The organism is Paenibacillus massiliensis subsp. panacisoli DSM 21345 (genome assembly GCF_000426545.1).
Lineage (GTDB): Bacteria > Bacillota > Bacilli > Paenibacillales > Paenibacillaceae > Paenibacillus > Paenibacillus panacisoli.
Genome location: NZ_KE384534.1, coordinates 21,238 through 35,872 on the forward strand (window position 1 = coordinate 21,238; position 14,635 = coordinate 35,872).

Genomic DNA, 14,635 nt, shown 5'->3' on the forward strand with positions numbered 1-14,635 from the left:
GTTCGTAGTGGGACATGCCGAGTTTCATCTTGGACAATTGTTCGTCAATCTGTTTCTGGTGCTGCTGCTCGTATTTCTGAATGGCGTATTCGTCGCTGCCGAGTTCTCGCTTGTTAAAATGCGACAATCCCGCCTGACACAGCTGCAGGCCGAGGGAAATCGTCTGGCAGGCTATGCCATTCGTGTGAACCAGAGATTGGATGCTTATCTGTCCGCGACGCAACTGGGCATTACGCTCACCTCCCTGGGATTAGGCTGGCTTGGAGAGCCGGCAATATCAGAGCTGCTGGTCGAGCCGCTGCTCTATCAATTCGGTGCTACAGATGAGCGGTTGGTAACAACGATCTCTGTGATGATTGGTTTTTGCATGATTACATTTCTGCATATTGTGTTAGGTGAGTTGGCTCCCAAATCCTTGGCCATTCAGCGTACAGAGGGTGTAGCACTCTTACTCTCTGCTCCATTATTGATCTTTTATAAAATATTCCTGCCTGTCATTTGGGTGCTGAATGCTTCAGCCAATGCGTTACTTAGGATGTTCGGATTTCAGCCCGCAAGTGAAGCTGAGGGAGCACATTCTGAGGAAGAGATTCGTATTCTCATGAACCAGAGTGCCAAGAGTGGTGTCATCGACAAGGATGAGATCAAGCTGATGGATAATCTCTTCGATTTCTCGGATCTGCTAGCAAGAGAAGTGATGCTACCACGGACGGACATGCACTGTCTCTATGCTAATCTGACGCTGGAAGAGAACCTGCATATTATCAAGGAGACACGTCATTCCAGATACCCTGTAGCCTTGGAGGACAAGGATCAGGTGATCGGCTTCGTCCATATTACGGATGTGCTTCTGTCCGAGGGAGAAGCTCCTGTCGATCTGAAGACGGTAGTCAGACCCATTCTGAGTGTGCCAGAATCCATGGAGATCAGCGAGGTCCTGCGTCTCCTGCAGAACAAGCATTCCCAGCTTACGCTCGTTGTAGATGAGTATGGGGGAACCGCTGGAATGTTAACTGCCGAAGCCATTCTGGAGGAAATCGTGGGTGATTTATACGACGAATTCGAGGATGAGCGGCCTGAGGTGGAAAGGAATGGACATGAAATGTCTGTAGACGGACGATTGCTGATAGAGGATGTGAACAAGCTCACAGGTCTGGAACTGGAGGATCGTGAGGTGGACTCTATCGGGGGATGGCTGTTCAAGGAGCTGGCGGGCAGTCCTCAGCAAGGACAGCAGGTCCAGTGGGATGGTGCCGTGTTAGAAGTGGAAGAGGCTACTGCACTGCGCATTTTGCGAGTGCGTATCATTCTGGGGGATTCCGCATCTTCAGAATCGTCCAAGCGACCGTAATGTGACCCAGACACGGATTAATTGAGGATAACGTTATAAGAATGAACTGAATATCACTGTCAACACGGTGCCCCAAATGTAGCTGCAATACCTATTGGACATCAGGCTGGTCACAGCTGCTTCTGTCTTTGGACAGGAGCGGCTTTTTTGATGATCGAATGTATACGTTTTCAGCGGTGCTGAACAATATAATCCTCGCAAGAAAAACTTCCTTTAAACGCGGTCTGCCTCCAAATTTTCCAGTTCAGAATAAGTTGTGTTGTGCATAGATTGGATAACAGAGCCTATGGATTTCATGTCATATTGAATTGTATATCGTATTGATTGTACGGACGTCTTATCTTGAAAGTCGCATGCCAGTATGGAGTGTGATGCTTATAAATTGTATATGTAGCGCATGAGTTGCTCGATCTGGAAGGAAAGCTGAGCGAAGGAGGTAAAGCCGTGAAATTTCCCCAAGAGGGTAGATACTATCCCTTTGTAGGTCCGTGCGATCCCTGTCCGCCGATTCGAGTCAAGTTCTATAGCCTGCCCCCGAATCTGTTCATTACATTTCAGCCGCCTGGGCTGCCGCAATTCAGTCCAGCAGAGGCTTTGAGAAAAGGAACATTATGGCCTGCACTCTATAGTCCTTACGTACCTAATCTGACCACGAAGGGTGGCGGTGTAGGATGAGCAATCAGGAGCCGAATGCGAAGCTACCACAGCCGAATTCTCCAAATCAGCCACTCTATGGGGCCGAAGCGGAGAAGATGTGTGATGACAAATATTATGAGCTGCTGGAGCAGCTGCAGGCCGTAGATTTTGTGCTCGTGGAGCTGAATCTGTACCTCGATACTCATCCTGATGACTATCAGGCGATTGAGCAATATAACAAGCTGACCAAGGAGCGGACACAGCTCGCCCATCAATTCCAGCTGCTATATGGGCCTTTAATGCACTTTGGGCACGCGTTCTCGAAGTATCCGTGGGAGTGGAGCAAATCTCCATGGCCATGGCAGGTATGAAGCGCGATTCGGAGAGGATAGGAGGTCCGTTACATGTGGATTTATGAGAAGAAACTGCAGTACCCAGTACGTGTAAGTAAATGTGACCCGCATATGGCCAAATTACTGCAGGAGCAATATGGTGGAGCAGACGGCGAGCTGGCCGCGGCCCTTCGATATCTTAACCAGCGGTACACTATACCAGATAAGGTCATCGGTCTGCTTAATGATATCGGCACAGAAGAATTCGCTCACTTAGAAATGATCGCCACCATGATCTATAAGCTGACGAAGGATGCCACGACAGAGCAGCTGAAGGCAGCAGGCTTGGATGCACACTATGTGAGCCATGATCGGGCGCTTTTCTATGAGAACGCAGCAGGTGTTCCGTTTACGGCGAGCTATATTCAAGCGAAGGGTGATCCTATAGCCGATTTGTACGAGGATATCGCAGCGGAGGAGAAGGCCAGGGCCACCTATCAATGGCTGATCGATATGACGGATGATGTGGATCTGCAGGATAGCCTGAAGTTCCTGAGGGAGCGCGAAGTGGTGCATTCTCTGCGATTCCGGGAGGCTGTCGAGATTCTTAAGGAGGATCGGGAGCATAAGAAGATCTTTTGAACGACGAAGAGCGGTTCGCCAGGTGCGACCGCTTTTTATTTTGACAATAGCTCCATGTCAGGCTTCAGGGTTATGTACGCCCCAACAGCACTCTAATCATTAGCAAGTATTGATAACATGCACTAAATTTATAAATCTTGTAAAAGGGTCTAGTACAAAAGAAATATTTATGAACTATATCACTCTACCGATATATGATTAGGCTCAATTAATTTCACATTATAACGGGGGGTACCACATTGTTTGCAGCAAGACTATCACAAAAAATAATATTGTTGGTTCTATCGTTAAATCTGATCATCAACCTACCAGTCGGTATTTTGATGTCGCAAGCAGGAGCTACTTCAGCTTCCTTAGCTACGACAGAGAATTATGTCTGGACAGAGAGATATCCGACGACTCTACCTCAAGCGAGGACAGCTCCCTTGATGGCCTATGACCCAAGAAGTGAGAAGATTCTCATGTTCGGAGGTTACGTAGGAGGCTCTGCCATTCGTGTTAATGACACATGGACGTGGGATGGGGAGAACTGGGAGCAGCTCCACCCAACGGTCACGCCGCCTGCAAGAAGTGGTGGTGGTATGGCCTATGACCCCATTTCAAATCGGATTATTATGTATGGCGGAGATGGTCGAACGAATTTTCTCGGAGATACCTGGACCTGGACAGGCACTGACTGGCAGGAGCTGACGCCTTCTGCTAGCCCTGGACTTCGGGGGGTTCCGTATATGGCCACGGATGAAAAAAATGATAACATTGTCTTTTTCGGTGGTCAGTCTCAGACAGGCCCTACCAATGAAACATGGGTGTGGGATGGAGGTAACTGGGTTCAACAAGCACCTTCAACGAGCCCAACTCCCCGTGCTTTCGGGCAAATGGCCTACGATCCGGCCAATCAAAATCTTGTGATGTTCGGTGGAAACTCTAGCGGAGGTTTTCTTAACGATACGTGGACCTGGGACGGCGTAGACTGGACTCAACACATAACCACAAGTGCCCCAAACATACGGATGGCCTATGGTCTTGCCTATGATGGTGCGCATATCATCCTGTTCGGCGGGGAAATACTGGGATCCGGCGGACGAATGAACGATGATACCTGGTTCTGGAGCGGGACAGACTGGAGCCAACAGCCTCTTGTCACCAACAAGCGTGGTCATGTTGCTATGGTGTATGACCCGAAGCATGACCAGCTCTTTTCATTTGGTGGTTATTCAGAAGTAATGGGTTCCATCATCAATGAGACCTGGACGTTACAATCAGCTCCAATCGTAGCAACAGGGAATGTGAACACCCTCACCTCAAGCTATGCGGAGCTCTCAGGTGAAGTAGTCATACAAGGCAAGAACCCTGTGACAGAACGTGGTATTGAGGTGTATGATTCCAACTCTCATGCTATCAGGTATGCAAGCACGGCGGGTGGTGCGGGGAATTACACCATTAGAGCGGCCAACCTTGCACCTGATGCCAACTATAGTTATCGTGCATATGCGATAGATCGCTATGGAATCACATACGCAAGCGAGATGAAGGGCTTCCGCACACCTACCAAGCCTCCTATCACATTGGACAGCTCTAGCTACAACCTGCAGTTGAATGAGACACATCAAACTGTTGTCACAGGTGTATACGAGGAAGACAACTCCTCATATGTCATCACAAGCGGGGTAACGTTCAGCTCATCGGAGCCCCAAATTGCTTCTGTGAACACCGATGGTCTGGTGACTGGACTCGCCGAGGGAACCTCCGTCATTACAGCGGTCTACAACGGAATGTATGCTGCGGCCATTGTCAATGTACTGTATAGTCCACCTGTCGTTACCAATCTGTCCGTAGATAATGCGTCATACAATCTATTAAAGGGTGACACACAGCAAACGGTAACCCAAGCGGTGTATGAAGATGGAAGCCGCAAGGTCGTAAGCGAAGGAGTAACGTATACTTCATCCAACCCGAACGTAGCCACAATTAATGAGCATGGACTAATTACTGCGGTGTCTAAGGGCAGTACGGTAATTACTATTGAATATGCAGGTAAATCCATTGATATTGTCGTGAACGTAAGGACTAGAAGCAGCAACGACGACAACAATTCTGGCAGTGGAGACAACGGTGGTGGCGGAGGCGGAACCAATAACTCTTCTCCAGGTACGACAGATGATCAGTCTTCATCGTCAGATCATGATGCCTCTGAAGTTAAAGATGAAGTAACTGGTGACACGATCGCTTCGACTACGGTGCAAAATGAAAACGGAGAACAGGTGACCGTTGTTCAAGTGGACAGCGACAAAGCAATCTCTGTGCTCGAAAAGACAGGACGGAACAAACTGGTCATCAATTCTGCAAGTGAGAATACGGTTAGGACACAACTGGATGCCAAGCTTACTCAGTGGCTTGAGCAACAAGATGGTTCTATCGAAATCAATGCAGGGCAAGGTAGCACGATTCTGCAAGCGAGACAGCTTCATACGGACAGAATCGCTGATCAATATGGGGGGGCAGCAACGGAGTTGCAAAGCCTTCATTACAGCATCACCGTTTCCGGTGATAACACAGCACAAATGCAGGCCATTGAGCAGGCTGCAGCTGCTCGAAATCTCACCTTGGTAGGAACGGCAATCCATTTTGCTGTGACAGCAGAGTATCAAGGGGTACAAATCACTGTGCCAGATTTTGAGGAATATGCAAAATCGCTTATTTTATTGCCAGCAGGATACGATCCTAATCGTATTACCACAGGTATTGTGTACGATGAATCCCAGGTATCCTTCATGCATGTGCCAACTAAGGTTATACAACTGAATGGTCGATATTATGCACAAATTAACAGCTTGCTCAGCAGCGGGACATATGCGCTGATTTGGAATGAAGAGGGCTTTGCTGATACGGTGAATCATTGGGCGAATGGCGCCATTGTGAACATGGCATCCAGACTTGTCATTGAAGGCACCAGTGCTTCAAGCTTCGAGCCTAATCGTGAGATAACCCGTGCTGAATTTGCGACAATTGCTGTACGTGCATTCGGGCTTCAAGACCAATCGCGGGTAGGCCAGACATTTAGCGATGTGAACCAAAATGCCTGGTATCAGAATTATGTCAATACGGCTTCTGCATATGGACTCCTCACCGGATATGACGATGGCTCCTTCAAGCCTAATCGGAACATTAGCCGCGAGGAAGCGGTCGCAATCCTCATTCGTGCTGTAAAGCTGGCACATGTGGACACAACTGCCAATAGTCTGTCTGAGCTTGAGTCGTACAAGGATGGGGATCTCGTATCTTCTTGGGCTAGTGCCTCCGTAGGGTTCGCTGTACAACAAGGTATTGTGCAGGGGGATCAAGCAGGTATGCTGAATAGTCAATCCCCAGTGAGCCGTGCAGAGACGGCAGCATTGATCGAAAGAATTCTTAAGTTTGCAAGTCTGATCTAGACAACTCTGATCTACATTAGAAATACCATCAGAAATGCCTGAACAATCAAGAAGCCAGTCGTCAGTTCATGACGACTGGTTTTTCATCAACAAGAACAATTATTCTGTTGAAATCATGGACTGAATTGCTTTATCATACGTAACAAGAATTCAACAAGAGTAGCAGGAAGTGAAGAAGAGCAGCAGGAAGTGAACAACAGCAGCAAGAAATTAGTAACAGTTAAGGTTGGATTAACGGAGGGGCAATCGTTCAAAGCATGTAACGAACCGAGGTGAGCAGGGTGAATCGTATGTATAAGACGCTGAGAACGGATATGGAGCTGTTTGCCGCTGCCATGACACAGCTGCGCGTATATATCGTGTCTGTGGATGAGACGTGCCGGACAACCTTTGAGGATTTCGGTGGCACAGTAGAGCGCATTGCACCGGATTCGGTGACCATCGCTGGCAAAGTGTATGAACGGGATCAGTATGAATTCAGGGCTGCTGCCCATGTAGTTGACTAACATTTAACAACGAAAGTTCCATGGCCAGATGGCTTATGATAAGCTAATCAATATAGCCATGTTGGAGGAAGGACGATAAGAACCCAATGACTAAGATATTGACCAAGCCAGAAGCGATGATTTTTGATATGGATGGTACGTTATTTCAGACCGAGACGCTTCTAAGCCCCGTCTACCACAAGCTATTTGCCCAACTACGGGCAGAGGGACTGTTCGAGGGAGATACGCCGCCAGAGGAGCGAATGATGAACAGTCTCGGTATGCTGCTTAGCGACATTTGGATGAAGGTAATGCCGGACGCCAGTGACGAGGCTCGGGCACGAGCCGATATTCTGTTGCTGGAGCTGGAGATGGAGGGCTTGAAGGAGCAAGGAACACATCAGTTGTACCCGCAGGTGAAGGAGACGCTGCAAGCTCTTCATGATCAAGGAGTACGGTTGTTCGTGGCAAGTAACGGCCTGGAGGATTATGTGAAAGGCGTAGCGGCTGCCCATGAAATCATGCCATTGTTCGAAGGGGTCTACAGTGCGGGACAATACAATACGGCCACAAAGGTTGATCTGGTGAAGCTGCTGCTGGATCACCATGGCCTGTCCAACGCCTGGATGGTGGGTGACCGCTCCTCGGATGTGGAGGCAGGCAAGGAGAATGGTCAGACTGTCGTCGGTTGTGCCTATGCTGGCTTCGGAGGCGGTGAGGAGCTGCGTGGCTCAGATGTAATCATTAAGGATTTTACAGAGCTGCTGGCGCTATACTCATCGGCGAAGTAGTTGTAGCTGGCAACAATCGGAACATATGCGATGAATAATATGTGACGATATGAATAATAATTATATAAATATGTATGGAAGAGTCCCTTGTCTAGCGGGGGACTCTTCTTCTTCTTCCAGCAACCGTGGTGGAAGCCAGCTTGTTGCGGTGGATCCACAGTGCATACTCCAGTGGCCGCACGATCGCAAGTCGATAGATATCTTTCTCACCGATCTTCGAGAATACCTCACGAGCAGGCTTGGGATTGACCTCCAGTACATAGATATGACCATGCTTGTTGATAGCCAGATCCAGAGCGAGCTCGCACAATGCACCGTACAAATTCTCCAGGTAGATCGCGATAGCCACACTGAGCTTCTCCGCATTGTGTCTGACTTCACGCCGAATATTCTCATCCGGAATCCATTGCTTCAGTAATTCTTGCATCGGAACGGCATTTCCACCTCCGTGCAAATTGGAGGTTACACTGCGGGGGGGACCGACCCTGCCAGCACCCCCGGTAAATTCCCATTGTCCCTGCCCATTCTTCTGTACGAGCATCCGGTAATCATGCACCCGTCCGTTGCCCAGCATGATCGGTATACCCTCTTGAATGAGGTAGTTGTGCATATTCCAGCTGGAAAGTGCAGATTTGAGCTTTTCAATGGGTATTCTCTTCGGTGGGATGATCCTGCGTTGCAGGTCCCTTCCCTGAACCAGATACAGATTTGTTTTGCCTGGAACGGGTTCGATGCGCAGTACCCCTCTCCCGCCAGTACCGTTGATGGGCTTGAGGTAGAGGAGTGAATTGTGCTTCAGCATCTCGCGTACGTCACTGAATTGATGGAACAGACGTGTCGCGGGTAGATGAGGATAGAACTCAGGTACAGCCGCCAGGGCCTGATGAACGGTCCATTTGTTGCGGAGTGGACGATTCAGAAAGGTCAGATGCCCATATTGTCTACGGAATCGCTTCAACTGCTCGAAGCGGCTGCCTCGCTGTATCCGACACCGATCATAGATCATTTGTGGGAAAGCCCGCCAGGAGCGAGTCCATGCTCCACGAACGGGGTCATAATCCTGAGCAAGCAGCATTTTCTTGGTAGGGTGTAAGTCGGATGGGGTGAATACGAATACCTCCAGTCCCATCCGTCGGCCTTCCGTAATCATGCGCTGATAGACCTGACGGTCCTCAATCTGTTTGTTTTTATTAATGTAGAGCGTCATGATGCCTAGGACAGCTTCAGCCATGGTAATGCCCCTTCCTTGAAGGGAGGGCGTTCAGCTTGATCCAGCTTCCCTTCATACACGATTACGGTCTTACCTCCTGGACGACTAGTAATGCTTGTGGCAGTAAGTCCAGCATGATAGCACATTTTTTTAGCAGCGGTGTGATCATGATCCACGGTACAGACCAGATATTCAAGCCGTGACAGCTGCTCCTGTAACAAGCGTCTTCCTAGTCCACGGCCACGGTATAGCGGTCTGATGACAACCATGCATAGCTCATGACCGAACCCTACAGCCAGACAAAAGCCGGCTATTTGAGGTCCCTGCTCTGTACGCACATAGGCATACAAGAGGGAGGCTCCTTCCTCGTTCAGTTGTTCTGTCGACAAGGTAGCCAGCGGCCGCAGCAGCTCTCTGCTGATCCGCAGCCCCCCGCATCTTCGGGCGAATTGTAAAAGACTTCGTCGTTGTATAATCCAATTGTCTGTCGAGTATTCCTCCATGGTCGCAATGTGCGTCAAGTTGTCACCTCCTAACCGCCTGTTTTGAGCTGATTGGCCAGATATGAGCTGTATTCGAAGATGCGCTCCAACGATTTACGGCGGATGTCCGACTCATCGAATTTCATGGGCTTCGCATTGGCCTCGAAGAACCACAGATTCCCTGACCCATCGACGCCAAGGTCCATGGACATCTCCCCAAGGCTTGCGCCTGCTCCAATCTCGACCTGACGTGCAATCTGTGTGGCAGAACTATAGACGCGCTGCAGCAGCGTGTTGCTCATGTCGGAGCCAAAGAGTCTGGACAACAGTGTCTCTGGATTCTCCACGCTTCCTCCGCGTGGGACATGTGTGGTAATGCTTCGTGCCCCTGCCAGTCGAGCACCGATCCCGGTGACGCTCCATTGACCACGCTCATTCTTCTGGACCAGCACACGTAGATCGAACGGACGCTTGCGATAGAGTGTAAGCTCAATTCCTTGCTGGAAAATATATGGTGTGCTACCTGTCTCCTTACGAATCCTTGCCCAGAGCTTCTGGAGATTTCCTGTCTTGTACGTTGTGTTCTTCCGAGTAGATTGGATCTTCAGCCGATAGGGCAGCGATTGCTCCTTGTTATACTTCAACAGCATGATACCTTTGCCGGCCTTTCCGCTCTCCGGCTTGAGATACAGAAAGGGAAATTCCTGTAGCATCTCCTCCAGACCGCTCGCATTATTCAGCTTTCGGGTGGCAGGTATGAATTTGCGAGTGTTTTTGGAGGATTTAAGCCACTGAAATAGGTTCCACTTGTTGAAGAAGCTGGGGTTATACATGGCAATATCTCTTCGTTTACCTAATTCTCTTAGCTTGCGCCGTACAGAAGGTCTGCTCTCTTGGCTACGATTAGGAATGCGATTATAGACGACATGGGGGAGAGGGAAGCGCCCAGACTCCCACGTCCCCTTACTCTCGTTGAAGGTATACCCGCGGACAGTATCACCGGACAGTACAAGATCCTTGGCTGTTACGATATACACCAGGTTCCCCAAGGATGTTCCTGTCTTCCATATATCCTGAAAGTTATCCAGATTTCCCTTCAATTTTTTGCCGGTGCCTCGAACGGTCAGAATAGCGAAGACTAGCCTCTCCTCCATGCGAATGTTCACGCGTCCTCCCTCCCCTGGAACTTACTCAGGTAAAGGCAATGATCCAGAATGTGGTCAATAGATGCTTTTCCTTCAGAGCGCAGCGAGGGATGGTGGAAGATCGAGCGGCCTGGCTTGGCATTGGCCTCAAACATCCAGACCTGCTCGTTGTGGTCAATGCCCAGGTCAAATCCGATTTCTCCAAGTAGATGCTTATGCTGGGACTCAATTGCCTGTGCAAGGATAACCGCAATCCGCTTCATGTTCTGAAGCACTTCGCCTGAACGAGACCCGAAGCTGCGACTGAGCGCCCGTTCAGGGGTTAGAAGTGAGCCGCCATTTTTGATATGTGTCGTTACACTACCTTTTCCAGCCTTCTTGGCGCCAATGCCGACGACCACCCATTGATTGGACCCGTTTTTGTGCATGTGGAATCGGAAGTCAATCGGACACTCATCCAGCTCGATCAAATGGATTCCCTGCTGAACAACATAGCCTCGCATGGATTGCCCCAGTCTGGCCTGAAGCATTCGCATCAATTTGTCAAAGGAAGAGAAGCGCAGCAGTGCATTACTGCCCCCGCGCCTGTAGCGAAGGTAATATCCCTTCTGCGGCGTATAGGTTAATTTATAGATACCTTTCCCAAGGCTGCCTGCACTAGGCTTGTAGTAAGCCATTTGATGACGCTCCAGAACCTGGGCAATTTGGTCTCGGGTCGGATTCATATAAGATTCTGGTATATATTTGCTGACTGACGGCATATTCTCAAGCAACCTGTAAATATCCGATTTGTTGAAGAAGCTCCAGTTGAAGAACGGAATTTTCTTGCGAATGAATCGCTCCCGCAGCATGTTCGTGGAGGGCGAGAAGTCGAATTTTCGACTGGGCAGCCGATTATAGACGACATCCGGGAGAGGCACCCTTTTGCGCGTGAACTCTCCTTTATCGCTCAGAAAGTATCCATTCACGGTCTCCTTGTTCCAATCAATGTCCCTTGGTGCAAAGGCAAATATATAGGCTCGCTTGTTCCCCTCTCGCAGCAGCTGTCTGATAAAGCCGGTTCGCGAGCCGAAGGGCTGGCTTGTCGACCCGGAGCCATCGGACAGTACACCGATTAGTGGCCCGAGCTGTACGACGCCGTTCTGTGTATTTCGCAGGTAGACAGTACCTGCCTTGGGGATATTAATGGCATTGCGGATGCCATTAGCCAGGTATAGATGCTTGCCGGGCTTCCGAATGGTACGAACAGCAGCCGGAATTCGGCCTCTGCCAAGCCGCAGATGGATCTGTTTGCCACCTGCAAGGTTGAGGCTCTTCATCAGGTTGGTCGAAATATACACAACCTTCTCGGGCTGTCCCGTAAAGTGAACATTACAATGGGTCAAACTCATCTATTTATCCTCCTATCCCGACAGCCTATAGGGCCCGCGTGGCAATGCGGCAGCCGGGTCAGCTGGGCTGTTGACTTGGAAATGAGCTTCTGGTGAATGGCTTGCTGTCATCCTGTCTTGCCGATCGTGCTTCCCTATTAAATAGCGGGCGTATTGCAGGGGGCGATATATGGATTGGCGGGCACTTGTCAGGTCCTCTAATCCGAAAAAGGCTGATCTGCCAGGCCTTGAATTGACCTCCAATAGCCAAATGCGGCGAGAGGTGTCCACGCCAAAATCAATCCCAAGCTCCCCGAGACTGCCGTAGTGCGCTTCAATCAGACTGGGAAGCTTGAGTGCAAGCATCTCTAATCTCTGCACAAGAATCGCCGCCATCTCTTGCCCGAACAGCTCCTCCAGATAAGCAAGAGCTTGATGAGCGCTTCCTCCACCATGCAGATTGGAGGTTAGCCCTTCCGGGTTGTTACCTTCCCGGACCACAAGTCCAGTCAGGGTCCAGATGCCCGCAAGGTTCTTCTGGACCAAGGCACGCACGTCAAACGGCCTGCCCCCCCGCCCCCTCAGGTCAAGGAAGGGCTGCACAATATAGCGCTGCCCGGCAATATATTCGTCTACCCAATCAATTGCTGTATCCAGGTTCTGGAAGCGGAGACGGAATGACTGGTTACGATGGTTGCGGCCAGCTACCGACAGGTATTTCCCGTCCGGGGAGGACACAACGGCTAGCACACCTTTACCGTGAGTACCCGCCTGAGGCTTCAGGAACAGTCTGGGCTGCTGCTGCAGCTTGTCGCGCAGCAGTCTCCCCCCATAGTAAGGAAGCGTAGGGGGTAGCACGGAACGAAGTTGGTAATCGGTGGCAAGTTTCTTATACACATGCCATTTTCCAGGTAATCCTCTAGACCAGTAGCGCAGTGGCCGGGCTGTCTGCTCCGCTAACCGCTGGAGACCAAGGCGGCTGGAAGCACGCCGTTCACTCCCGGACTGCCGATCGTAGATCAGATCGGGTAGCGTTATGCGACTCCTGATCCATCTTTTGCCCCGGTAGATGTAACCGGATATCGAGCCGTGCTGTGGCTCGATGCCATCCGCTGTGAAGATGAGTACAGTTAGTCCATAGCGTCTTCCAGATTGGCAAAGTCGGCGGCAGAATACAGCTTCGGCGATGGGTGGCGATCCCGTTCTTCGGTTCACGATGACTCCCAGTATGCGATGAGGAGCAGCAGCTTCAGCGTGTACGGACATGGATATCAGCCTCCTTGCACCGCTGTCAATGCAATTCAGCCAAATAACAGCAGTAATCAATCATTTTTTTGACCGAAGGGCGAATTTTTTGGTCACCCAGCGGTGTGTTGTCATTCTTGGATGGCTTGGAGTTCACCTCAATTAGCCAGACATGGCCTGAAGTATCCAATGCAAGGTCTATTCCTAATTCGCCAAAATGGGCAGGGATCGACTGCTCCACACCGGATGCAATCGCAAGTGCGGCTGTCTTCAATGCTTGATAGGCGTTGCTCTTGACTGAAGAAGACAAGGAAGTCTTGGTGACGGCCTCCTTAACGGTACTGAGTGAGCCACCTCGTGCCAGATTCGAGACGAAATGACTTCCTCCCGCGATCCGAGCCACAATCGAGGTGACACTCCAGACGCCCTTCTTGTTCTTCTGCACCAGAGCGCGAAAATCAACGGGTCGTTTGCCGTGGTCAATGAGCGGAAGACCTTGCTGGATCTGATAGCGGGTCGTTTTCATTTTTCCCGAGATGCCTGAGAACAGTTTTACGATACTGGGGTAGACCTGCTTCTTCGGCGCACTGGTGGATGTCGTGAGTGTGGTGAAGGTGCCGTCTACATTTTTGGTGATCCGAATGATGCCTTTGCCAAGACTACCTCTTACGGGCTTCAGGAACACGCTGCTGTAGGTAGAGCACATTTTCTTAAAGGTAAGGTAATTATCCAGCAGGTGAGATTCTGGCAGATAGCGTCTTAGCTCTTTGTTGTGCTTCAGGGCGTCAAAGACTTCATTCTTATCCAGAAATTTCTCGTTGAAGACCGTTGAGCCATACCGTAATTTTACTTCTTTCATGAAATACTGTACGCTAGGTTTGTTCTCGAGCTTGCGTGAGGTAAGCCGATTGTTGACTACATCTGCCGTAGGCAGAACCGCTTTTTTCCAGGACCCATCGTAGACCCAGCCGTCAACGTGACCGGGATGGGAATGAATATGATCGGGTGTGAAGAAGTAGACATAAGCGCCCTGTTTAGTGCAAGCACCGGCCAGCTCACGGCAAAAATGGGTGATTGTACCGAATGGTCTGTCCGTCTGATCCGGAAAATCCCGGCTAATCAGGACGCCAATCAGCGGCCCCATGCGAAGGGTTCGACTGGGAGTATGGCAGGAGACGCGCAGGACACTGCTGGAAGTCAGACCTAGCTTGTGTGCAAGGGCATTCCCCATGCGGATGCCATGTATTCCAGGTGCAGATATAGCTGTGATCTCTTGGCGGAATGAGCCGAATACGAGCTGCAGGGGATGCCCGGTCTGAATCTTCCATAGCTTCAGCAGTTGATCACTGATCATAAGAACGTCATCCTGCAGCAGGCCCGATCCGATGACTTGAACCGATACTTTTTTACTGGACATCGTGGATCTCCTTCCAGGCAGCAACTAGAGGTTAAGGCTGTATGGGCTGCGTCAGCACATTGCATGTAGTTCATCATATGAGGACATATATACCTTGG

13 protein-coding genes are annotated in these 14,635 nt (G+C 50.1%); 7 read left to right on the forward strand and 6 right to left on the reverse strand.

Annotated features, from left to right (window positions below; all coding sequences use genetic code 11):
- Nucleotides 1-7: 7 nt before the first annotated feature.
- The 7 genes from K331_RS0122580 (at nt 8) to K331_RS0122610 (ending at nt 7,668) form a co-directional block, all read left to right on the forward strand.
- Nucleotides 8-1,351, forward strand: coding sequence for a hemolysin family protein (locus K331_RS0122580; RefSeq protein ID WP_028592020.1), 1,344 nt, complete (start codon nt 8-10; stop codon nt 1,349-1,351).
- A gap of 444 nt (nt 1,352-1,795) precedes the next feature.
- Nucleotides 1,796-2,026, forward strand: coding sequence for a spore coat associated protein CotJA (locus K331_RS0122585; RefSeq protein WP_018886095.1), 231 nt, complete (start codon nt 1,796-1,798; stop codon nt 2,024-2,026).
- Nucleotides 2,023-2,358: a spore coat protein CotJB gene (locus K331_RS0122590; RefSeq protein ID WP_025678202.1), complete on the forward strand. Its 336-nt coding sequence runs from the start codon at nt 2,023-2,025 to the stop codon at nt 2,356-2,358. The genes K331_RS0122585 and K331_RS0122590 overlap by 4 nt, the downstream gene beginning before the upstream one ends.
- Nucleotides 2,359-2,391: 33 nt before the next feature.
- Entirely contained in the window at nt 2,392-2,961 is a 570-nt protein-coding gene (locus K331_RS0122595; RefSeq protein ID WP_018886093.1) for a manganese catalase family protein, read from the forward strand.
- Between the two features lie 239 nt (nt 2,962-3,200).
- Entirely contained in the window at nt 3,201-6,392 is a 3,192-nt protein-coding gene (locus K331_RS0122600; RefSeq protein WP_028592022.1) for an S-layer homology domain-containing protein, read from the forward strand.
- Between the two features lie 290 nt (nt 6,393-6,682).
- The gene (locus K331_RS0122605; protein ID WP_018886091.1) at nt 6,683-6,898 is read left to right on the forward strand and encodes a hypothetical protein; all 216 of its coding nucleotides are present in this window, start codon (nt 6,683-6,685) and stop codon (nt 6,896-6,898) included.
- Nucleotides 6,899-6,984: 86 nt separating this feature from the next.
- Nucleotides 6,985-7,668: an HAD family hydrolase gene (locus K331_RS0122610; RefSeq protein ID WP_036635636.1), complete on the forward strand. Its 684-nt coding sequence runs from the start codon at nt 6,985-6,987 to the stop codon at nt 7,666-7,668.
- Nucleotides 7,669-7,759: 91 nt separating this feature from the next.
- On the opposite strand, the gene K331_RS0122615 is transcribed toward K331_RS0122610, so the two are convergent.
- Genes K331_RS0122615 through K331_RS0122640 form a run of 6 tightly spaced genes read right to left on the reverse strand, consistent with a single transcriptional unit; the run spans nt 7,760 to nt 14,537 of the window.
- On the reverse strand, nt 7,760-8,899 hold the full coding sequence (locus K331_RS0122615; protein ID WP_028592024.1) for a YheC/YheD family endospore coat-associated protein: 1,140 nt from the start codon (nt 8,897-8,899) through the stop codon (nt 7,760-7,762).
- Nucleotides 8,881-9,399 (reverse strand): GNAT family N-acetyltransferase, encoded by a 519-nt coding sequence (locus K331_RS0122620; RefSeq protein WP_028592025.1) that lies wholly within the window; start codon nt 9,397-9,399, stop codon nt 8,881-8,883. Before K331_RS0122620 ends, K331_RS0122615 begins: the two co-directional genes overlap by 19 nt.
- Nucleotides 9,400-9,410: 11 nt before the next feature.
- Nucleotides 9,411-10,526, reverse strand: coding sequence for a YheC/YheD family endospore coat-associated protein (locus K331_RS0122625; RefSeq protein ID WP_028592026.1), 1,116 nt, complete (start codon nt 10,524-10,526; stop codon nt 9,411-9,413).
- On the reverse strand, nt 10,523-11,896 hold the full coding sequence (locus K331_RS0122630) for a YheC/YheD family endospore coat-associated protein (protein ID WP_028592027.1): 1,374 nt from the start codon (nt 11,894-11,896) through the stop codon (nt 10,523-10,525). The genes K331_RS0122625 and K331_RS0122630 overlap by 4 nt, the downstream gene beginning before the upstream one ends.
- 12 nt (nt 11,897-11,908) lie before the next feature.
- Nucleotides 11,909-13,141, reverse strand: a complete 1,233-nt coding sequence (locus K331_RS30275) for a YheC/YheD family endospore coat-associated protein (protein WP_084165545.1) — start codon at nt 13,139-13,141, stop codon at nt 11,909-11,911.
- 25 nt (nt 13,142-13,166) lie between these two features.
- Nucleotides 13,167-14,537, reverse strand: a complete 1,371-nt coding sequence (locus K331_RS0122640; RefSeq protein ID WP_028592028.1) for a YheC/YheD family endospore coat-associated protein — start codon at nt 14,535-14,537, stop codon at nt 13,167-13,169.
- Between the last annotated feature and the right edge of the window lie 98 nt (nt 14,538-14,635).

Coding starts and splice junctions, on each gene's coding strand:
- K331_RS0122590 (WP_025678202.1), top strand. CDS start 2,023: ATGAGCAATCAGGAGCCGAATGCGAAGCTACCACAGCCGAATTCTCCA.
- K331_RS0122595 (WP_018886093.1), top strand. CDS start 2,392: ATGTGGATTTATGAGAAGAAACTGCAGTACCCAGTACGTGTAAGTAAA.
- K331_RS0122605 (WP_018886091.1), top strand. CDS start 6,683: ATGTATAAGACGCTGAGAACGGATATGGAGCTGTTTGCCGCTGCCATG.
- K331_RS0122640 (WP_028592028.1), bottom strand. CDS start 14,537: ATGTCCAGTAAAAAAGTATCGGTTCAAGTCATCGGATCGGGCCTGCTG.
- K331_RS0122610 (WP_036635636.1), top strand. CDS start 6,985: ATGACTAAGATATTGACCAAGCCAGAAGCGATGATTTTTGATATGGAT.
- K331_RS0122630 (WP_028592027.1), bottom strand. CDS start 11,896: ATGAGTTTGACCCATTGTAATGTTCACTTTACGGGACAGCCCGAGAAG.
- K331_RS0122615 (WP_028592024.1), bottom strand. CDS start 8,899: ATGGCTGAAGCTGTCCTAGGCATCATGACGCTCTACATTAATAAAAAC.
- K331_RS30275 (WP_084165545.1), bottom strand. CDS start 13,141: ATGTCCGTACACGCTGAAGCTGCTGCTCCTCATCGCATACTGGGAGTC.